The sequence below is a fragment of the Deinococcus apachensis DSM 19763 genome (assembly GCF_000381345.1).
Taxonomy (GTDB): Bacteria; Deinococcota; Deinococci; order Deinococcales; family Deinococcaceae; genus Deinococcus; species Deinococcus apachensis.
The window spans coordinates 1-18404 of sequence record NZ_KB906423.1 but is presented as its reverse complement, the minus strand read 5'-3'; the positions used below and the strand labels follow the sequence as shown (position 1 = coordinate 18404).

General features: G+C 67.5%; 17 protein-coding genes and 2 pseudogenes. 13 read left to right on the top strand and 6 right to left on the bottom strand.

What is annotated here, in order from left to right; all coding sequences use genetic code 11:
- Positions 1-380 precede the first annotated feature (380 nt).
- The 5 genes from F784_RS0120495 (at position 381) to F784_RS0120470 (ending at position 5273) form a co-directional block, all read left to right on the top strand.
- Positions 381-1355 carry an alpha/beta hydrolase gene (locus tag F784_RS0120495; RefSeq protein ID WP_019588590.1) on the top strand — a complete coding sequence of 325 codons (975 nt, stop codon included), beginning with the start codon at positions 381-383 and terminating at the stop codon, positions 1353-1355.
- Between the two features lie 132 nt (positions 1356-1487).
- The gene (locus F784_RS0120490) at positions 1488-2303 is read left to right on the top strand and encodes a CPBP family intramembrane glutamic endopeptidase (RefSeq protein ID WP_019588589.1); all 816 of its coding nucleotides are present in this window, start codon (positions 1488-1490) and stop codon (positions 2301-2303) included.
- Positions 2304-2864: 561 nt separating this feature from the next.
- Entirely contained in the window at positions 2865-3971 is a 1107-nt protein-coding gene (locus F784_RS0120480) for a hypothetical protein (protein ID WP_019588587.1), read from the top strand.
- Between the two features lie 190 nt (positions 3972-4161).
- Positions 4162-4800, top strand: a complete 639-nt coding sequence (locus F784_RS0120475) for a DJ-1/PfpI family protein (RefSeq protein WP_019588586.1) — start codon at positions 4162-4164, stop codon at positions 4798-4800.
- On the top strand, positions 4797-5273 hold the full coding sequence (locus F784_RS0120470) for a GNAT family N-acetyltransferase (RefSeq protein ID WP_019588585.1): 477 nt from the start codon (positions 4797-4799) through the stop codon (positions 5271-5273). Before F784_RS0120475 ends, F784_RS0120470 begins: the two co-directional genes overlap by 4 nt.
- A gap of 243 nt (positions 5274-5516) precedes the next feature.
- Here the strand turns inward: F784_RS0120470 and F784_RS24965 are convergent, their stop codons facing one another.
- The gene (locus tag F784_RS24965) at positions 5517-6359 is read right to left on the bottom strand and encodes a CPBP family intramembrane glutamic endopeptidase (RefSeq protein ID WP_019588584.1); all 843 of its coding nucleotides are present in this window, start codon (positions 6357-6359) and stop codon (positions 5517-5519) included.
- A gap of 80 nt (positions 6360-6439) precedes the next feature.
- Between F784_RS24965 and F784_RS24960 the strand changes: the two genes are divergently transcribed.
- Positions 6440-7150, top strand: a complete 711-nt coding sequence (locus F784_RS24960; RefSeq protein ID WP_019588583.1) for a helix-turn-helix domain-containing protein — start codon at positions 6440-6442, stop codon at positions 7148-7150.
- Between the two features lie 75 nt (positions 7151-7225).
- On the opposite strand, the gene F784_RS0120450 is transcribed toward F784_RS24960, so the two are convergent.
- From F784_RS0120450 to F784_RS24075, 4 genes are all read right to left on the bottom strand, one after another.
- Entirely contained in the window at positions 7226-8374 is a 1149-nt protein-coding gene (locus F784_RS0120450; RefSeq protein WP_019588582.1) for an acyltransferase family protein, read from the bottom strand.
- A 60-nt stretch (positions 8375-8434) separates the two neighbouring features.
- On the bottom strand, positions 8435-8881 hold the full coding sequence (gene tsaA, locus F784_RS0120445; protein WP_019588581.1) for a tRNA (N6-threonylcarbamoyladenosine(37)-N6)-methyltransferase TrmO: 447 nt from the start codon (positions 8879-8881) through the stop codon (positions 8435-8437).
- A gap of 95 nt (positions 8882-8976) precedes the next feature.
- A complete protein-coding gene (locus F784_RS0120440) occupies positions 8977-9630 on the bottom strand; it encodes an NAD(P)H-dependent oxidoreductase (protein ID WP_019588580.1) in 654 nt (217 codons plus the stop codon).
- 209 nt (positions 9631-9839) lie between these two features.
- Positions 9840-10451: a cysteine hydrolase family protein gene (locus tag F784_RS24075; RefSeq protein WP_051087014.1), complete on the bottom strand. Its 612-nt coding sequence runs from the start codon at positions 10449-10451 to the stop codon at positions 9840-9842.
- Positions 10452-10528: 77 nt separating this feature from the next.
- On the opposite strand from F784_RS24075, the gene F784_RS0120430 reads away from it, so the two are divergent.
- A complete protein-coding gene (locus tag F784_RS0120430) occupies positions 10529-11464 on the top strand; it encodes a LysR family transcriptional regulator (RefSeq protein WP_019588578.1) in 936 nt (311 codons plus the stop codon).
- Between the two features lie 55 nt (positions 11465-11519).
- On the opposite strand, the pseudogene F784_RS27940 reads toward F784_RS0120430, so the two are convergent.
- A pseudogene (locus tag F784_RS27940) lies at positions 11520-12148 on the bottom strand (histidine phosphatase family protein).
- Between the two features lie 799 nt (positions 12149-12947).
- Between F784_RS27940 and F784_RS25655 the strand changes: the two are divergent.
- The 6 genes and pseudogenes from F784_RS25655 to F784_RS25650 all read left to right on the top strand — a co-directional run.
- Positions 12948-14062, top strand: a protein-coding gene (locus F784_RS25655; RefSeq protein WP_157465416.1) for an IS630 family transposase whose coding sequence is annotated in 2 segments (ribosomal slippage) — positions 12948-13365 and positions 13365-14062 — 1116 coding nt in all. Because the reading frame shifts where the segments join, the coding sequence is not laid out codon by codon here.
- Positions 14063-14273: 211 nt separating this feature from the next.
- Positions 14274-14801: an NUDIX hydrolase gene (locus F784_RS24065; protein ID WP_157465415.1), complete on the top strand. Its 528-nt coding sequence runs from the start codon at positions 14274-14276 to the stop codon at positions 14799-14801.
- A gap of 305 nt (positions 14802-15106) precedes the next feature.
- A complete protein-coding gene (locus tag F784_RS0120400) occupies positions 15107-16057 on the top strand; it encodes an ABC transporter ATP-binding protein (RefSeq protein ID WP_019588572.1) in 951 nt (316 codons plus the stop codon).
- Positions 16054-16872, top strand: coding sequence for an ABC transporter permease subunit (locus F784_RS0120395; protein WP_019588571.1), 819 nt, complete (start codon positions 16054-16056; stop codon positions 16870-16872). Before F784_RS0120400 ends, F784_RS0120395 begins: the two co-directional genes overlap by 4 nt.
- Before the next feature lie 92 nt (positions 16873-16964).
- On the top strand, positions 16965-18083 hold the full coding sequence (locus F784_RS0120390) for a hypothetical protein (RefSeq protein WP_019588570.1): 1119 nt from the start codon (positions 16965-16967) through the stop codon (positions 18081-18083).
- An 89-nt stretch (positions 18084-18172) separates the two neighbouring features.
- Positions 18173-18404, top strand: a pseudogene (locus F784_RS25650) (IS701 family transposase); the annotation flags it as partial.

Here is an 18404-nt window from a genome sequence, read left to right as displayed (position 1 = left end):
GAATTCGACTCGCTCGGTTCCCCGACGCCCGCCCCGGAGGTTGTCCAAGCAGCGATGGGTGGAACGCCGTATCCACCGAAGGGTTGACGTCCGGTGCCAGCTGCCCGGCTTACGTTCAACCCATGACCGAGAACGGTGCCGCACCGAACTGCCTGTCTGACCGGGTGTGCCGGCTGAAACCGGTGGAGTTTTCCGCCATCGGGACGGGAGACCACTCAACCCGGGCGCCTCCCCCCTCCCGCTCGGCAGCCGTCCCGGCACCCTGAACCGTGCTTTTCCGAGGGCCGTGCGAATTCTGCCCTTCCCAACCGAAAGGCCCATCGCGTCGGTACCTTCGCGCGTCCCATTCCCCCGTCCCGCTCTTCCCCTGAGGAGGCCCTATGTCCACCCGACTGCTGCTCCCCCTGACCGCTGCTCTGCTGCTCACCCCCGCGCTGGCTACCTCCCGCGAGGTCACCCTAGAAGTGCCCGGCGCCCGGCTGGCCGCCACCCTCCAGACGCCAGACGGTCCCCAGCACGGGCGCCCCCCCGTCGTGCTCATCCTGCCGGGAAGTGGACCCACCAACCGGGACGGTGACAGCCTCGCTGGTGCCGCGGGCACCTACCGCAAACTGGCAGCGAACCTCGCCGCATGGGGGATCGCCTCGCTGCGGCCTGACAAACGTGGGGTTGGCGCCAGCACCCTGGCCGACCCCCGTGAGGAGGCCCTGACTTTTGACGACCTGGTGACCGACGCGCGGGCGTGGCTGACGTGGCTCGCAGCGCAGCCGGATCTCGGACCAGTCGCCGTGATCGGCCACAGTGAGGGCGGCACCGTCGCGCTCGCCGCCGTGCAGGGGCAGGCTGGAGCAGCGCCGTCGCCCGCGCGGGCCCTGATCCTGCTGGCGACTCCCGGCGAGGACATCGGTACGACCATCCGTCGCCAGATCACGCAGAACCCCGCCAACCCACCCGAGCTGGTGCAGGAAACGAACCGGATTCTGGACGCCCTGGGCCGGGGTGAGCGCGTGGCCGAGGTCTCGCCCCCCCTGGCGCCGGTGTTCCGACCCAGCGTGCAGCCCTATCTGGTCAGCAGCCTGAAGTACGATCCCGCCCGCCTGATCGCCGCGGTGAACGTGCCCACGCTGATCGTGCAGGGGGACCGCGACCTCCAGGTCCGCCCCGAGGACGCCTGGTTGCTGGCCGCCGCGCAGTCTGCCGCGCGCGTTCACCTTGCGCGCGGCGTCAACCACGTCCTGGTTCCGGCGCCGCTGGACGCCGCAGCAAACTTCGCCACCTACGCGAATGGCGAACTCCCCCTCGAGCGCGGGCTGCTGACAGCGGTTGTGGAGTTTCTGCGGCAGACGCTCCGCTGAGCGCGACAACCCTCCCTATACGCCAATCAGGCCTCCAGTGACTTCCGTCCCGTCTCAGTGGGCTTTCACACTGGGTCACGCGCTGCTCTGGAAAGTCGCCGTCCCCTAATTCCCGCTCAGCAGGAGCCCTGTATGACGACCCGTCCAGACGAGCCCAACCGCCGGAGCATGCCCCTCGTCCTCTCCCCGGAACAACATCCCTGGCGTTTCGCCCTGTTCGTGATGCTGGCCCTTGAAGTGATCCTGCTCCTGTGCCTCGGCGCCGCCAGACTCTTCTTGCCGAACGTGCCGCTCCTCGCCCTCGACCTGCCCATCCTGCTCCTCAACGCCCTGTTCGCCGCGGTGCTGCTCACCCGCCTCGGCTGGTGGCGCGCCTCCGGCTTTCGGCGGCCCGAACGCCCCCGCAGCCTGGTCCTGCTCGCGCTCCCCGTGGCGCTCCTCATCGCGCCCGCGCTGCTGGTGGGGATCGACGTTCCACCGTTCGGCAAGGCCCTCGTGCTGCTCGTCTTGACGCTGCTGATCGGCTTTCAGGAAGAGGCGATCTTCCGCGGCGTGATCCTGAAGGGCCTGGCACCTCTCGGAACCCTGCACGCGGTCCTGGGATCGGCCCTGCTGTTCGGCGTCATTCACGCCAACTCGCTCCTGGTCGGCCGTGACCCGGCGTTCGTGGCTGTTCAGATCATCGCGTCGATCCTGGGCGGGGTCGGTTTTGCCGCACTGCGCCTCCGGCTCGGGTCGATCTGGCCGCTCATCGCGCTGCACGCGCTCAATGACTTCATCCAATTCAGCGCGTCGCAGGGACTCGCGGTAGAGCACGCGTCACCGGTGCTGCTGACCGCGAAGCTCGGCATCTCCTCGGTGATGGCCCTCTACGGCCTCTTCCTCCTTCGCGACCCAGGTGTCCGGCGGTGGCCTGCCCGGGCGGAGGGCGCCGCCGCCCAGCGGTAGGTGCATTGGTCTTGGTCTCCGTCGGGCTGATCAGTGAGGGGTTCGTTCAGGAAACGACCTCCCACTTCGGTGGTCGACTCGCCAATGGGAAACCGGCTCACCCCCAGTCCCTGCCCGGTTCACTGGGGGACCGCCTGGCTCCCCTGCGAACGAAGACGCCCGGCTGTTTCGGGGAAGGAGGCATGCGCTGTTTGGCTGAGCCGGGATGGCACAAGCAGCCGATGTGCCTGGAAGGCCGGGACGGGCACGATGTGGGCCGCCGAGAAGGCCATGCCCGCGGGCAGAAGGAGAACACATGAACCCCAACCCCTCCGCCCATCCCTACGCCTACCTGTACATGGCTCAACCACAGGCTGAAGGTCTGCGTGACGAAACGCAGCGTGGCCGTCAGGTGCATGCTGCCCGCGCCATACTCCCACCTCGCTTTTTCTTCTCCAGGCTCCTGGCCCTGTTCCGTCCACCCCGCCTCGTCTAACACCACCGATTGGCGGCCCCTTCCGGGAGTGGAGGGGCCGTTTCCTGGTCAGAAGCCCTTCACCTCATCCTGAAAGGATCCCCGTCATGTCGTTCGCCCGAATCCTGATTTTCCTCCTCGTTGCGGCCACACCCGCCCTCGCCATCGGGCCGCAACTCGAACCCGAGCCGACGCTGACCTGCGCCGCCGTAGTCACCACCGACACCCCCTGCCGGGCTTCTCGTCTGCCGGGCTCCGACCGCGCCCTGCTGCACCAGGCAACGGGCGGGACCGTCGTTCCATACCGGCAACCGCTATGGACCGTGAACTCCAGGGAATACAAGCTGGTCGGGCGCGCCCCCACCTTGTACGTCACCCTGACGCGAGGGGGGGACGGACCGTGGCAGGTCACCCGCGCCGCTCGGCAACCCGAGCCCCGGGCCTTCGTGCCCGCCGGAGAACTGCGGGGGAACACGCCGGTCACTGTCCGCGCCAGCGGCCTCCCCCCGCGGGTCCGGGTGGTCGCCCGGTTGGGAGTGCCGAACGCGGGCGCAGGTCGGCCGGTGTCGGGTGGCACCGTGGGTGCGGACGGCACGGTCACCCTGTCCTTCGTGATGCCCGCCGTCTGGCATCAGCCCCAGATGCGGGTGAAGACGGCGAGTGGGGCGAGCATCACCGTCCCCGCCCAGGACCGGCTGATCACCGAGTCTGGCCTGGTGCTGCTGGTGGGCACGCTGGATGGGCGGGTGAAGGCTGTGACCTCCCCCCTGCCGTACTGGGCAAATGTCAGCGAGCGCGACCTGAGCGCAACCCACGAGGGCCAGCTCCGCTTCCGGTACCTGCGGGGTGAAACCGTGCGCGAGTCCCCCGGGCGGGTCGAGGTGCTGGAACTGGGCGCGATGGACGCCGTGACGGTGATGCAGGCTCAGAAGTATGCCCGGGCGGGGAACGGACCCGGGAACGACGCGGCGTACGTCCGTTCCCTGCTGACGCTGCATCCCGACGCGCTGCGGCCGTTTACGGACGGCACGCCGGAAGTAGAGGGGACTGTAGACACCCCCTCAGGCCGGGCCTGGCGGCTGCTGGTGAAGGGGGAGGACGGCATGCGGCCGGTGTATGTGCTGCTGCGCGGGGACGCAGTTTGGGTGGTGCAGGGCAACCCGGCCCACGCCCCCCTGCTCGACGCCATGGTCCAGACCCTTAGTGCCGGTTGAGGGGGACGGGAACCGAATGCTCCTCCTCCTTGGAGAGAGCGGGCGCTGAGGTGGAGGGACGACCTGTCGGTCGGGGCGCTCCCCGTGCTTTGAGAGCATGGAATGGAAACTGCAGCTGACGAGCCCCCACGTCCGGGGATGCGCCAAAAGGCGGAGCACAAGGTCTGACCTGGACAGTAGGCTGCCGGGCGTGCCCATCCCCAATTCCACCGCCTCTGAGTCAGGTCGGCCTCAACTGGCCCTCCTCGTCTACCCCGGCTTCTCCGAGTTCGAGGTCACCGTGGCGCTGGCCCTGCTCGCCCGCACCCACGACATCGTCAACGTCGGTCTGACCCTCGATCCCATCCGAGGCGAAGGTGGCCTGCGCGTGTTGCCCGACCGGACCCTGGCTGACGTCCAGCCCGAGGCGTTCGCCGCCGTCCTGATTCCCGGCGCCGCAGACATGAGTGTCGTCGCCGATGTTCCCACCCTGAACGTCTTCGTGCGGGCCATGCACGCCCAGGGCAAGGTCATCGGCGCGATCTGTGGCGGGCCGCTGGTGCTGGGTCTGGCGGGCCTGCTCGACAGCATCCCTTACACGGTGACCTTCAATACCCAGCAGCGGGCCTTCCTGGGGGTCTTTCCCGAGGCGGGGTTCACCTACCGTGACGTGGTCCACGCAGGCCATGTCATCACCGCGCAGGGTCACGCGTTCGCGGAGTTCGGCGTGACGCTGGCTCAGGCACTGGGAGCGGTCCGCGACGTGCAGGGTGTGCGGACCTTCTACCGTGGCCTGGGCAATCCCGGGCTGGAAGCCGAGATCGGCAGGGCACAGGCGGTGTCGGGATGACGGCCCAGTCCCTTGCCACGACAGTCGAGCTGCGCCCCGTGACGCGCGACAACTGGGAGCAGGTGCTGGGGCTGCGCCTGCCCCCCGAGCAGCGGGCCTTCGTCGCCCCCAACCTCTACAGCCTGGCGGAAGCGCAGTTCCTCACTGGCGGAACACCGCTGGCGGTCTACGCCGGGGAGGACCTTGTGGGCTTCGTGCTGTACGCCTTCGACGAGGATGACCGGCAGTACTGGGTGTACCGGCTGATGATCGACGAGGCCCACCAGGGCCGCGGGTACGCCCGGGCGGCGATGCGGCAGGTGATTGCGCGTGTCCGGGCGAAGGGGGCCGGGCAGCTCGCGCTGGGCTACAAACCGGAGAACACGGCGGCAGAGGGGCTGTACCTGAGCCTGGGCTTCCAGAAGAGCGGGGAAGTGATTGGCGGGGAGGTTATCGCCCGGTTGTTCTTCCTACCGGAGAGTGTGCCCAAGTAAACGCCGCGGCGGCAGGCTGGGAAAACCGAGGTTGAGGACGCCTGCGCCCCGTTCCTCCCTCCCCTGAGGTAGCGGGTCCTGGGCCGACCGGACAGCCGGGATATACCTGCTAAGCGCGGTGGGCTTCGGTGCCCAGGAAACGGCCCGGGAGAACACCTCTCCTGGATGCCATAGGGAAAGATCCTCACGGGAGGAAAGCTGACACTGGGTCCTCACCCGTGCCTTCCGCGCCATGCCGCCCCTTCAGGTCCAGAGTCGGGTGGATGACCGTGTCCCAGCGTTCAGGCGATAGCGGGCGGTCCACATGCCGGGCAGGAGACAGACCGCCACCGCGGCGGCTCCATACAGGGCCAGGGTCACCAGGCCCTTCTCCCCGGCCACCAGATTCACCAGAGCCGCGTGCCCTTCCTGGGGTACCTCGCGCCACACGTGCCACGCGGCATTGTGCGCGCCGTGCAGCAGGGCGGCGGGCCAGATGCTCCCAGTCTGCATGCGCAGCTCATTGGCGAGAAAACCGAACGCCACGACCGTCAGCACGAAGAGGAGCAGGGTCCAGTCCAGCCCCTCACCGCCGTGGTACGAGCCCACCAGCATCAGAGGCAGGTGCCAGGCGGCCCAGATCAGGCCCAGAGTCCAGCCCGCCGCCACGCTCCCTAGACCGGCGAGCTTCGGCAGCAGGTAGCCGCGCCAGCCCACCTCCTCCAGCAGGGCACTCAGGGTGGCCGCGGGGACCAGCCCGAGAAGACTGATGGCCAGGGCCGCCCACCCCTGCCCAGACTTCAGAACTGCGGCGCCCAGCACCGGCAGGGCCAGGTACCCCACACTCACGACCACGAGAGGGACGAGGAGAGCCGGGAGGAGGACGCCCGCCGATGAGCGCAGCCGCCCGAAGCCCAGTTGCCGCCAGCCCTCGCGCCGCCACCCGTCCCGCGTGAACACGACCATCAGCAGCACCGTCGTGACCGCGGGCACCAGCATATACAGTCCCGGTGGGCTGCCCGGAACCAGCAGAACAAGGCCGCTCAGCAGGCTGAGCACGGCGAGGAAGACGGATACGCGCAGACGGTTTGTGGGGAATTTGAACATGGGGGACCTCTCTGGCGCGCCAGACCGTAACTCGCCACGGGCGCGCGCGACCGCCGATCTTCCCCCCTATGCTGGGTGAAATGACAGGGGATTTTTCGGATTGGCCCCGGCGCGCCGTCATCACGGACGAGGCGGCGGGTACGTGGCTGGTGGACCTGGAGGCGCAACGCTTCCTCGCGCCCTTCCTGCGGCGCGATTGCACGGTGGCCCGCGCGGCGCGGGAACTCGGCGTGAAAGCCAACAGCCTGCTGTACCGCGTCGAGCGCCTGGTCTCTCTGGGCCTGCTGCGCGTCGTCCGTGAGGAGCGCCGTCAGGGCAAGGCCGTGAAGGTGTACCGCGCGAGTGCGGACGAGTTCTTCGTACCGTTTGCCGCGACCGGTGCCGCCGCCCTGGAGGACCTGGTCCGGGCGCTCAGCGCACCCCTCGGGCACGTCCTCGTCAGCAACAGCGTGGCCGTGATGCGGGCGCGGGACCTCGACATCGGCGTCCGTGTCTTTCGCGACGCCGCGGGGGAAACCGGACGAGTGCGAACCCACCTCGCGTTTCCCGATGGGAGCCGGGTGGATACGCGGGGAGACGAATGGCCACCCCTGATGGACACATGGCACGGGGGCTTGCGCCTGTCCCGGGCTCAGGGCAAGGCTTTTCAGCGTGAACTGGAGGACCTGCTGGAGAAGTACGCCCGGATCAGCGTGGACGAGCCGGGCGAACTGCGCCTGCTGGCCCACCTCGCCCTCACGCCACTCGTGACTCCCCCGCCCCTGCACGACAGTTCCCGTGAGGCCAGTTGAAGCTCCCTCCACACCGCGTCCGGGTTGCGGAGGGAAGGTCAAACGTTGGTCTCGCCAGGAGCGTTTCAGACCGAGCTACGCCTCCAGCGCGGGGGTGACCCTCCGCCTCTCACGGCGGCGGAGACCGAACAGGACGCGCAGGGGATCGAACGCCTGCACCACGGCGTACGCGGCCAGGGAACCCGCAAAGGTAGCCAGCACGACCAGCAGGTACTTGAGACTGAGGGGCAGGTGGAGGCGCACGAGGAAGAATGCCGCGGCCACCAGCACCGTCTGGTGGACGATGTACACCGGGAAGGCCGCCTCGTTCGCCCGGGCCAGCCAGGTACGGGACACCCTCAGGTGGGTGTGCGCGTAACCCAGCAGGGCGAGCACAGAGGACCAGGCGCACAGCGTCCGCAGCAGGTGCGTGAGAAGGTCCCCGACGGAACCGTCCGCAGGGCTAAGGCCCAGTACCCACGCTGCTGTGAGGGCCGCCCAGCTCCCCAGCCCCACGAGGGCGAAGAGCTGGCGGTCCCGGTCGATGGTCCGCTGATACTTGGGCGTGGCGGCGAGGAGGTAGCCGAACACGAAGTACAGCAGGTACCCCGTCAAATTCTTGCCCCCCACACCCGGGAGGGCGGCCGCCAGCGCGAGCGGAAGACTCCAGATCAGCAGGCTGCCCCGGCCCCGAAACGTTGACGCCAGGGTTTCCCGAAGTGGAGCACGTGCCGGAGCCTTCCACCAGTGGAAGAAGGGCAGGGCCAGGGCCGAGTACGCCAGCAGGAACAGTAGGAACCACAGGTGCGCGGGCGTGAAGCTCCCGGGGTAGCCGCTCAGGTCCGACCAGTCCGTGAAGTACCGGCCCAGGAACGCGGGGTAGGAGGCGGTGGGCGCCCCGGACTGCTGCAACTGCGCGAAGTAGCCCTGCGGCGGCACGAGGACCAGCACCCCGAACAGGAAGGGGAGGCCGAGACGGCTCCAGCGGTCCCGCAGGTACGTCCTCCCGCTCCGGCCACTTAGGGCATACCAGGAGGCCATGCCTGAGATAACGAAGAGCAGCTCCATGCCCCAGCGGCCGAAGAAGCCGATCAGGCCGTAGGTGAGCAGGGCGCTGCGCTGGTCGTTCTGGACATAGAACGCCTCGCTCAGGTCGAAGACGCGGGCACTGTGGAAGAACAGCAGCAGGACAATGGCGCCGACGCGCAGCCAATCGAGGTCTGAACGGCGGGGGGTGGGGGTCATGAGCAATCCTTTCTGAGGAGCGGAGCGCGGCCAACTTGCGCTACGCCGGGAGGAATAATCTCAGAAATACGTTCGCATGAGTTCGTCGCACCACTCCGGTGTGCGTACCTGGTCCCTGCGGTCGAACCACGGGAAGTAGGGCTTGACGTCCAGGACGGGCGTGCCGTGAATGGCATCCAAGCCGCGGACCCGAAGACGATGGCCGTCGACCCCCAGCAGTTCGACGGCCGTGATGCCGATGGGATTCGGCCGGTGCTTGGCGCGCTGAGCGAAAATCCCGACCCGGGGCAGGTGAATGCGCCCCTGAGGATGACGGACGAGGTCTTCCGGAGAAAAGGTGCTCTCGTGCATGTAGAACACGATGAGGACGTGGGAGAAGGCGTTGAGGCTCTGGAGGGCGCTCTCAAGGTCCGGTCTCAGTTCGACGGTGGATTCGACCCGGCCCCAATCGGTATCCACGCCTTCCTGAATGGGGGAATGGACCGTGCCGATCACGTGCAGGGTCAAGGTTTCAGGGGCGGACTTTAAGGAAGGAACCACAGGTTCAAGGTCAGGCATAGGGATGCTCCGGGGGTAACCAGCAGGCAAACGGTGACGCTGGGTCAGGACAACGCGAGCGACCGTTCAAGCGGCGCGCCCAGGGCAAGGTGGGCGAGAGTGTCCCGGTAGCGCTCCAGTTCCGCCTGCCGCTCCTCCACGGTCAGGCTGCGCGGGCCGCCCACCACGAACGGCGGCAGAACCTCGAAGCCGACAAAGGCGAGGACGCCGTCCTGCATCTGGTGCAGCACTTCCCGGGCCTCCTCCGGGCTGGTGGGGCTTCCGAACGTGACCGAGAGCAGGGCCCGTCGGCCGCTCAGGCCACCCGTGGCGTATACCCTGCCCGCCCCGTAGGCATAGCCCACCGTGAGCACCCGGTCGAACCAGCCCTTGAGCAGGGCGGGCGCCGAACGCCACCAGACGGGAAACTGGAAGATGACCAGTTCGGCGCGGGTCAGCTTCCGTTGCTCCGCCACGATGTCCGGAGCGGTGGTCCCTCTCTCGAAGGCCGCCTTCTGTTCGCGCTGAAGATGCAGGAACGCCGGGTCGGCCGCCTGCGTGACATCGTTTCGACCCGCCACTGGATTGAAGCCGAGGGCGTACAGGTCGGACACCTCCACTGTGTGCCCGAGGGCCTCCAGGGTGTGAACGGCAGTATGAGTGAGCGCGGCGTTGAAAGACTGCGGTTCGGGGTGGACATGGACGATCAGGATGTGCATGGGTTTCCTCGGTGATCAGGGTGCAGCGCTTCTGGGGCAGCGGACTGCTCCAAAAGCCGGGGAGAGCAGCGGGTTGGTGGGGTTCGGTTAGACAGGGATGGTCCAGCCCTGAATTCCGGCTCCACGCTCACTTACAAACGAGGGGCGAGAGGAGGAGGGGCTCAATCGGCGCCACGCGGGCAGGGCCAGGCGGAATGCCCATGCTGAAATCAGCGAGCGGGCAGGTGCGGAACAGGTGTCGATGGTGCGCTCCAGGAGGGCGTCAACCGGGCGAGCACCTCCCCGGTCACGACGATCCGGGCGAACTCCCCGCTCAGGTTGGCCATCGTCATCGCCTGCACCTGCTCGGCGGTGTACGTCGTGCCGTCCGGGCCGGTGCGGCCGAAGGTCCAGGTGGCGTCCTCAACCAGGAATGTCTCGAAGCCGAGGTTGCCCGCCATGCGTGTGGTGGTCTCCACGCAGTGATTGGTCGTCGCGCCGCAGATCACCACGGTGGTGATCCCCGCCGCCCGCAGATGCGCCTCCAGCGGCGTGCCGATAAAGGCGCTGTTGACCTGCTTGACGATGACGGGCTCCCCCGGCTGTTCGCGGGCGAGCGGCATGACCGGGTAGCCGGGCTGGCCGGGGCGGAAGGGCGAGTCCGGGCTGGTGGACGCATGACGGGTGTGAACGACTCGTGCTCCCGCTGCGCGGAAGGCCCCGAGGAGACGCGCGATGTTCTCCTCGGCTTGAGGGTTGTTGCGGGAGGCGCTGCCCCGTTCGAGCAGGTGGAACCCTTCCTGAACGTCGATGACGAGCAGCGCGGTGGTAGTCACGTCCATGCCCCGAGGGTAGGTGACGCGCCGTTCGCGGACCACCGAAGCCGGTCATGCGTCCCGCCGTGATATGAGTGAATTCGATGACAGGTGAGAGCAGGTGGCAGCCGAGCCTCGCGCAACTGCGGGCGCTGGTGTGGGTGGTGGACCTGGGCAGCTTCAGTGCGGCGGCGGCCGAGCTGGGCGTGACCCAGTCAGGCCTGAGTCACGCCGTAGCCGCGCTGGAGGCGGGGCTGGGCACTTCCCTGCTGAGCCGAACGCGACGTGGGGTGAGCCCGACGTCCGCGGGGGAACGGGTGACGCTGCGGGCCCGGGAGATCCTGGCCCTGGTGGAGACGCTGCCCGCACAGGTGGCGGGCGAGGAGGAGGTTCGGGGCACGGTGCGGGTGGCCTGCTTCCGCAGCGTCGCCACGCACCTGCTGCCCGCCGTGCTCCAGCACCTGGCGGCCGAGCACCCCCTGGTACGGGTCGAGGTGGACGACGGCTGCCTGGAACGCGAAGACGTCGAGCGGGCCGTGCTGTCGGGTCAGGCCGACCTGGGCATCGCCCATCTGCCGGTCAGTGGCCGGTTGCAGGTGTGGCCGCTGGCCAGCGACCCTTATGTCCTGGTTGTGCCGGAAGCGTTGGACCTCCCGCCCCAGCCCTCCTGGGAAGAGCTCTCCGCTGTGCCGTACATCGCGCTGCACTGCTCGGGCGCCCGCGGAGTCACCGAGGCGTGCGCGAGGAACGGATTTCGCCATCAAGCGGCGATGCAATTGCGCGAGGACTCGTCCATTCTCGGGTTGGTCGGGCGTGGCGCGGGGTTCTCGATCCTGCCCCGGCTGGCCGTGGAGCCGCTGCCCGCGGGGGTGGCGCTGCGTCCCCTGCCCGTGGAGCAGCGCCGACCTCTCGGGGCCGTCCTGATGCCCGGGGTGGGGCGGCGGCCAGCCGTTCGGGCCCTGCGCAGGGTGCTGAGCAGTGGGGCTACCTTCGATTCCCTGATCCGGCGGGGGCTTCTCGGGGTGGAGGAGCCCGCCTGAACGAGGACACGGAGAACGTCGGTATGTGCTGGGACAAGAGCCGACCGGTGACCCCTCACTCCGGGTGCCGCTGGTCGTTCACGCTCAGGACGCGCCACGAATGGTTGGCGTGGTACTGCACGGTGGTGAAACCGGTGTCCCCGAAGGAGAACCACAGCCCGGCGCCGCCACTCGGGGGCGGCGCGCCCACGATGTTGCGGATCGCCGCGTTCAGAATGCCCCCGTGCGCCACAACGAGCAGCCGCTCTCCCGGAAGGCCCAGCACCCCTTCCAGCGCGGCGCCCGCCCGGCGGTGCATCGCGGCGGGCGTCTCGCTGCCCGGACCGAAGGGAGGCGTGAAGGGCGTGGCGTCCTCCGCATGGGGAAACCGCCGCCGCACCTCCGCCAGGGCCACGCCCGCCACCGGGCGGTTGTCTGCTCCAGCCACAACTCGTCCGGACGGGGCTCGAAGCCCAGGGGCTCCCCCAGCAGGCGCGCCGTTTCTTGCGCGCGTCGCAGGGGGGAACAGACAACGTGGTCGAACTGCCGTTCCTCAGCCAGCCAGCGGGCGGCGAGGCGGGCGACCTGGGCACAGCCCTTGTCGGTGAGGGGAGAGTCGTAACGGCCCTCGTGAACGCCTTCATCGTCGGCAGCGGACCAGCCGTGCCGCAGCAGGAGGATGGTTTTCGTCTTTGGATCGCTCATCGTGCTCCTTTGCGCCGTGTTGTCGGCGGCGTATGAACATAGCCCGGGGACTGGGTCCGGGAATCTGCCGGATGGCGGAGGGGGCCGACTTGGGCGGGGCCTCAGGGCCCCTGAGGCTGTCCTGCTGTTTCCTCACCCGCTGAGTGCCGGAGCTTCCATCCGGGCGGGTCGGGCGGGAGCCGGGAGGGGGCGCCCGTCGTGCTGGTAGGGGGTGCCGCAGCAGGTGCGTGACCGCGTGGCCGAGGATGGCCGCGAGCAGGGCGGAGAGCGTGAAGAACACCTGGGTCAGGCAGCAGCCCACCGCAAGGGAGGACGGCCCGGGCCTGGCGCTGAGGTTCGACGTTCAGGAGGCCGCGGAACCGGGTTCTGGGCTACGCGAGAGCAGCTAGGGCAGCAGCGAGAGCACTCCTCAGCAATCAACACTTCCCCGGCTACGCTGCCTAACAGCACGCGGGTGGCGAGGCCAGTGGCGACCTCGCGGGCCACCGGTTCATTCAGCCCGAGCGTCCCGGCCAAGTCCCTGGCTGGGGTGCGAAGGCACGTCGGTCAGTGGACGGACATTCCTGCTCCTCGCGTCGCGGCCAACAAGGCGCACGGTCACGCTGCCACGCTGTCGGGAGTTGGACGACGTGCAGTGCGGTGATCCCGAGCGCAGACGTTCTGTCTAAGGTTGTTGCTGCTCAACCCTCAGGATCACGGAGGGGGGACGGGACTGAACTTGGCGTTGAACGATGGGGCTCGTCCACAGGGCATAGGACTAGTGGATGACCACAGACGAGGACAGGTCTAAGATGGGGAGATGGGACGGCGCAAACAGTTTGTGGTGACGCTGAGTGATGAGGAGCGGAAGCAACTCATCGACATGACCCGCAAGGGTGTCATCAGTGCCCGGGTGATGACCCGGGCGCGACTCCTGCTGTTGGCGGATGAGCAGTTCAAGGATGATGACGTGGCGGAGCGCCTGGGAATCAGTCATTTGACCGTTGCCAGTATTCGGAAGAAATATGTTGAAGGTGGCTTACAAACTGCCCTCTATGAGAAGGCACGCCCCAAGCCACCCACGAAACTTGGACCGAAGGAAACCGCCATCCTGATTGCGGAAGCCTGCTCGGAAGGTCCAGACGGGCAAGCAAAGTGGACCATGCAACTCCTTGCGGATCGTTTGGTGACGCTGGGCGTGGTGGAAAGCATCAGTGATGAGACGGTCCGGCGAACACTGAAAAAAACGACCTCAAGCCGTGGCAGGTCCAGAGTTGGTGTACAGCCAAGGTAGGCGCAGACTTTGTCTGGCGGATGGAGGAGGTGCTGGACACCTACGCCCAGCCGTATGACCCGCAGTACCCCGTCGTCTGCTTTGATGAAAAGTCCTATCAACTGTTGGAGCACATCGTTGAGCCCCTTCCACCCGTGCCGGGACACCCGGCACGGGTGGACTACGAGTACAGGCGTTGTGGAACGGCCAATCTCTTCATCGCCTTTGAACCCTTGACTGGGCAGCGAACCGTGACGGCGACCGAACGTCGCGGGAATCAGCACTTCGCAGCGCAGATGCAGAGCCTGCATCTGCGCTACCCTGACGCGAAGCGAATTCGACTGGTGCTGGATCAACTGTCCACGCATACCCCAACCGCGTTGTACGAACACCTTCCGCCCGAGGAAGCCAACCGCTTAAAACGGCGTTTCGAGTGGGTCTACACACCGAAGCACGCTTCTTGGTTAAATATGGCGGAGCTGGAATGGGCGGTTCTAGAACGTCAGTGCCTGAGACGGCGTTTGGCAACAGCTGAGCAGCTGAACAACGAAGTCAAAGCTTGGGCAGCAGACCGAAATACCCGGTCTGTCACAGTGGACTGGCAGTTTGACACCGACAAGGCGCGACTGAAATTGAGCCGCCGCTACCCCTCCCATAATTAAACCTGCACATGTCTGTGGTCACCCACTAGTCAAGCTCTGCACAGGCTGGGAGAACGTGCGGGCGCGGAACTTCTGGGAACGCCTGGGCTTTGAGGTGTTCGGCCAGCAGCTCCATCCGGTGCTGGAGCTCGAATGGCTTCCCGGTGGGGTGAGGTCGCCGTAGTCCTTTGGATGCACGTCCGCCACGCGCCTGCCCGTTACGCTGCCGGACGTGAGTTACATTCGTGATCTCCGTCGGCTCGTCGGCAGCAGACCCCTCATCATGGTCGGAGCCGCGGTCCTCGTGCTGAATGAACACGGGCAACTGCTCCTCGACCAGCGGACCGACAACGGCTGCTGGGGCATTCCGGGCGGCGCGCTCGAACCGGGTGGAACCCTGGAAGCGGTCGCCCGATGTGAACTCTTCGAGGAGACAGGACTCATCGCGCAGGACCTGACGCTGCTCGAGGTGTTCTCGGGACCGGAGTTGGACTACCGCTATCCGAATGGGGACGAGGTCCACAACGTGTCGGCCGTGTATCTCACTACCCGGTGGTCCGGGACGCTGCGGCCTCAGGTCGGTGAGAACAACGCCTTGCGGTTTTTCGACCTGGAAGCCCTTCCCGAAAACGTCGTGCCACCGGTCAGGCCGGTCCTCGCCCGGTTCCTCGAACGCTCGCGGGAGGCCCGGCCAGACCTCACGGTTGTCGGCACGGAAGAATTGTCTGGCCCTGACCTGACACACGCCGTACCCACTTGAGGTGCCGGACGCCGCCTTTTCTGTGGGACGGCATTCCACCGACGCGGGGATGGTCGCCATCCCCCGGGCAGCGCACGCTTGCGTTGATCGGCCCTCCGGGCACCCCATCCCCAGCGGCTGTTCTCCCCGCAGTCGCCACTGATCGCCATGCGCACGGTCCAGCTCACCGCTCAGGCGGGATGATCCTTGGACTGTTGTTCGCCCGACGCTTGCCGCAGGCCGGAATGGGGCGGCGCACCCTCTGACGCTCGTCGTCAGGACCACCCTCACTCCGCTGTTTTGACCCCCGGCATCACCAGGAGCCTATGAACGAACTGACCATCCGTACTTCACAGCTCACCCGGCATTTCGGCGCTTATGTGGCGGTCGATCACGTCGACCTGACCATCCGGCACGGGGAGGTTTACGGCCTGCTCGGGCACAACGGCGCCGGAAAGACCACCACGGTCCGCCTGTTGAACGGCGTGCTCAGGGCGGATGAGGGCGACATGCGCGTTCTCGGCCTCGACCCGGCCACCCAGGGGGACGCCCTGCGGAAGAGAACTGGCGTCCTGACCGAGACGCCCAGCCTGGAAGACCGCCTCACGGCCCGCGAGAACCTCGAACTGTACGCCGACCTCTACGGAGTTCCCGTCCACAAGGTGGGAACGCGAACCCGGCAGATGCTGGAGGCGTTCGATCTGGGCGAGGCCCGCGACCGCCGCGTGGGGACCTTCAGCAAGGGGATGAAGCAGCGCCTGGCGCTCGCCCGCGCTATGCTGCACGGCCCAGACCTGTTGTTCCTCGACGAACCGACGAGCGGACTCGATCCGGTCAGTGCCCGCGCCGTGAACGACACGGTGCTGCGGCTCGCCCGGGAGGAGGGCCGCACCGTGGTGCTGTGTACCCACGACTTGGCCGACGCGCAGGTGCTGTGCGACCGGGTGAGCATCCTCCAGCAAGGACGCGTGGTGGCGAGCGGAACACAAGCGGAACTGTCGGCCCGCCTCGGCCTGACCCAGAGGCTCAGCTTGGAAGTGTCCAGAGAGGACGTGGCCCGAGCGCTCGACGTCCTGGGGGCCCGCCTCGGGGCAGATGGCATCGCCCGGGGGTCACACCTTGAGCTCGAGGACGTCCGCCGGGAGGACATTCCGCGCGTCCTGACCACGCTGCTGGACGAGGGGATCGACGTGTTCGCCGCCGTCCCTCACGCTCCCACCCTGGAGGACGTGTATTTCCGCCTGTATGGCCCGCAGGCCCCGGGGGTGACGCCATGAACTTCCGTGCCGTGCGGGCCGTAATGCGCAAGGACCTGCGGCTGCTGACGCGCAGCAAGCCCGTCCTGATCCCCCTGGTCGTGGTGCCCCTGCTGTTCTTCGTCCTGATGCCCCTGGCCGTGGGTCTGGGTGCTCCGGTGCTCGCCGGGGGCGGGGCGGCCGTGAAGGGTCTTTCCGAGATGCTCGCCCAGGTGTCCCCGGTCCTGCGCGGTCAGCTGGCCGAGCACAGCCCAGCCCAGCAGGCGGTGCTGCTGATGGGAATGTACCTGCTCGCCCCGATCTTCCTGATCGTGCCCACCATGGTCTCCAGCGTGATCGCGGCGGACAGCTTTGCGGGCGAGAAGGAACGCCAGACGCTCGAGGCTCTAGCGTACAGCCCGATCACCGACCGCGAGCTCTTCCTTGCGAAGGTTGCGGTCGCCTGGCTGCCTGCGGTGTTGCTGTCCCTGCTGGGCTTCGTGGTGTACGGCGCCATGCTGAACACTTCGGCTTGGCCGGTGATGGAGCGGGTGTTCTTCCCAAACGTGACCTGGGTGCTGCTGGCCCTGTGGGTGGCCCCCGCGGTTGCCGCGCTGGCTCTGGGCGCCACAGTGTTCGTCTCGTCACGCGTGAAGACGTTTCAGGAGGCCTTCCAGCTGGGCGGCGTGGTGGTGCTGCCCGTGATCCTGCTCGTCGTGGGGCAGGCGGCGGGCGTGGTGTACCTCAGCGTGGCCCTGGCTGCCGTTCTGGGCCTGGTGGTCTGGGCACTGGCCCTTGGCCTGCTGCTGTTCGGCGCCCGCAGCTTCCGGCGCGACACGGTCCTGGCGCGGGGCTGACCTGCCCAGCCTTCAGGCAAGCTCCGGACGGGAGGCCAGCCACTGGGCAGGCTGGCGAACCCACCATCGACAATCAACAGGAGGATGCTGGCATGAACTTTCTTCCCACCCTCTCAGCCCTCGTGCTGATGTCCTCCCTCATGTCCCCCGCCCAGGGCGTCGTGCCGCAAGACGAACCGGAAGCGGTCCTCGCCTGCGCGACCCAGAGGGTGAACGTGGAGACCTGCCTGGCCAGCAATCTTCCTGCGGCTGACCAGCTCCGCCTCCGGCAATTTCAGGACGCTCGCGTGCTGCCCTTCCGTCAGCCACTCTGGGCAGGCAACCTGCGAGAGTACAAACTCGTGGGGGCCAGGAGCACGCTGTACGTCACGCTGTCCCGCGGCACCGCCAACCGCTGGAAGGTCAGCCGCGCCGCCTTCCAGCCCGAACCCCGCGTGTACGTTCCTGCCGCAGAGCTGAGGGCCTTCACGCCGACCGTGGTTCGCGCCTCTGGCTTTCAGCCCGGCGCCCGGGTCCAGGCTGTGGTGGGAGCTCCCAACAGTGGGGCAGGTCCGGCGCTCGCTTCCGGCATCATTCGGCCGGACGGGACCGCCGACCTGACCCTGACGGTCCCCGGGGTCGTTCGCCTTCCCGCGTTCAGGTACCTGAAGGCCGACGGCTCGTTCGTTCCGGTGCCCGAGCACGACTCACTGCTCAATGACCCGGAGTTGATCGTGGTGGTCGGCACGCGGGACGGAAGGATCAAGGCTTCCACACCCGCCTTGCCCTTCCGCGCTGGGGTGCGCCCGGAAGACCTGAAAGCCGTCCACTCGGGCCGCCTGGGGTTCCGGCATCTGTTCGGGCAGATCGTGCGCGAGGGGGGTGACGCCATTGACGTGCTCGAACCCGCCGCACCCAGGCCCGTCCCCGTGATGCAGGCCCGGCGGTACGAACGTGCTCCCCAGGGTGTGCGGGATGACGCGGCATACGTGCGAGCGTTGGCCACCCTCCACCCAGCAGCCCTCCGTCTTTCCGAGGGGACGGCGATTCGTGTCGAAGGTTCTGTGGACACAGCGGCAGGGCGAGCCTGGCGTCTGAGCGTGCCGGGGGACGGCGGTGGGCTTCCGGTGTACGTGCTGCTGGGCGCGAAGGAGGTCTGGATTCTCCAGGGAAGCCACACGCAGACGGCGCTGCTCGACGCCATGGTCCGGACCCTGGGCCAGGCGAAGTGAATGCCACCGAGCCTAAGAGGCTCACAACCTGACAGCGTGTCTCCTGCCGCTAGTACTACAGCCGCAGTTAAGGCGCAGTAGCCTGGGGAATGACGCGTTCCGGCGCAGCCTCACTTCCTCGGCGATGGTTGACGGAGCTGGGTACGCTCCACCAGCGGATTGCTCCTCGTTTTGCCCGCAGTGAACAGCGTCAACGCGCCCTGGCCTACTTACAGGCCCTCTTGAGCCCAATCGAACGTAAAAACGGCTGGCAGGTGGCTGAGCGAATTGGGGAACACACCCCAGATGGAGTGCAACGTTTGCTCTCTACCGCTCAGTGGG

Excerpts from the sequence above, each read along its gene's own strand:
- F784_RS0120495 (WP_019588590.1), top strand. The coding sequence starts at position 381 with ATGTCCACCCGACTGCTGCTCCCCCTGACCGCTGCTCTGCTGCTCACC.
- F784_RS0120490 (WP_019588589.1), top strand. The coding sequence starts at position 1,488 with ATGACGACCCGTCCAGACGAGCCCAACCGCCGGAGCATGCCCCTCGTC.
- F784_RS0120480 (WP_019588587.1), top strand. The coding sequence starts at position 2,865 with ATGTCGTTCGCCCGAATCCTGATTTTCCTCCTCGTTGCGGCCACACCC.
- F784_RS0120470 (WP_019588585.1), top strand. The coding sequence starts at position 4,797 with ATGACGGCCCAGTCCCTTGCCACGACAGTCGAGCTGCGCCCCGTGACG.
- F784_RS24965 (WP_019588584.1), bottom strand. The coding sequence starts at position 6,359 with ATGTTCAAATTCCCCACAAACCGTCTGCGCGTATCCGTCTTCCTCGCC.
- F784_RS24960 (WP_019588583.1), top strand. The coding sequence starts at position 6,440 with ATGACAGGGGATTTTTCGGATTGGCCCCGGCGCGCCGTCATCACGGAC.
- F784_RS0120450 (WP_019588582.1), bottom strand. The coding sequence starts at position 8,374 with ATGACCCCCACCCCCCGCCGTTCAGACCTCGATTGGCTGCGCGTCGGC.
- F784_RS0120440 (WP_019588580.1), bottom strand. The coding sequence starts at position 9,630 with ATGCACATCCTGATCGTCCATGTCCACCCCGAACCGCAGTCTTTCAAC.
- F784_RS24075 (WP_051087014.1), bottom strand. The coding sequence starts at position 10,451 with ATGGACGTGACTACCACCGCGCTGCTCGTCATCGACGTTCAGGAAGGG.
- F784_RS0120430 (WP_019588578.1), top strand. The coding sequence starts at position 10,529 with ATGACAGGTGAGAGCAGGTGGCAGCCGAGCCTCGCGCAACTGCGGGCG.
- F784_RS0120400 (WP_019588572.1), top strand. The coding sequence starts at position 15,107 with ATGAACGAACTGACCATCCGTACTTCACAGCTCACCCGGCATTTCGGC.
- F784_RS0120395 (WP_019588571.1), top strand. The coding sequence starts at position 16,054 with ATGAACTTCCGTGCCGTGCGGGCCGTAATGCGCAAGGACCTGCGGCTG.
- F784_RS0120390 (WP_019588570.1), top strand. The coding sequence starts at position 16,965 with ATGAACTTTCTTCCCACCCTCTCAGCCCTCGTGCTGATGTCCTCCCTC.